Below are 619 nucleotides of genomic sequence, written 5' to 3' on the forward strand. Positions count from 1 at the left end.
ACGGTGGCGACGATCGACGACACGATCGTCGACAGTGCCTCCCCAGAAAGTTTGCCATTGGTGATCGGTGGCGTGACCGGTGCCGGCGGCATCATTGACAATGACCAACCTAGCATCAGCACGGTGGAACCAGGCGCCCCAGGCGTGGGTGACAACAATGTGGTGGAAGGCAATAGCTTAAGCTACACCGTGACCTTGACGGGCAGCACCACGATTGCCTCGACCTATGCGTACAGCTTGGGTGGCGGTACAGCGACAGCAACGAGTGACTACAACACCACCCCAACGTTCAGCAATGGCGTGAGCTTGGTCGGTAGTAACTTGATCGTCCCAGCGGGCGTGTCCAGCTTCACCGTAACGGTGGCGACGATCGACGACACGATCGTCGACAGTGCCTCCCCAGAAAGTTTGCCATTGGTGATCGGTGGCGTGACCGGTGCCGGCGGCATCATTGACAATGACCAACCTAGCATCAGCACGGTGGAACCAGGCGCCCCAGGCGTGGGTGACAACAATGTGGTGGAAGGCAATAGCTTAAGCTACACCGTGACCTTGACGGGCAGCACCACGATTGCCTCGACCTATGCGTACAGCTTGGGTGGCGGCAGCGCGACAGCGA

The 619-nt window shown here is 59.3% G+C and carries 1 protein-coding gene; it reads left to right on the forward strand.

Annotation, left to right across the window (positions count from 1 at the left end):
• Positions 1–619: hypothetical protein (locus KDM90_RS17585; RefSeq protein ID WP_212676931.1), on the forward strand; the 619-nt coding region annotated here is incomplete at both ends.

It is taken from the genome of Affinundibacterium fentianense (assembly GCF_018139545.1).
In the GTDB taxonomy this organism is placed as follows: domain Bacteria; phylum Pseudomonadota; class Gammaproteobacteria; order Burkholderiales; family Burkholderiaceae_D; genus Undibacterium; species Undibacterium fentianense.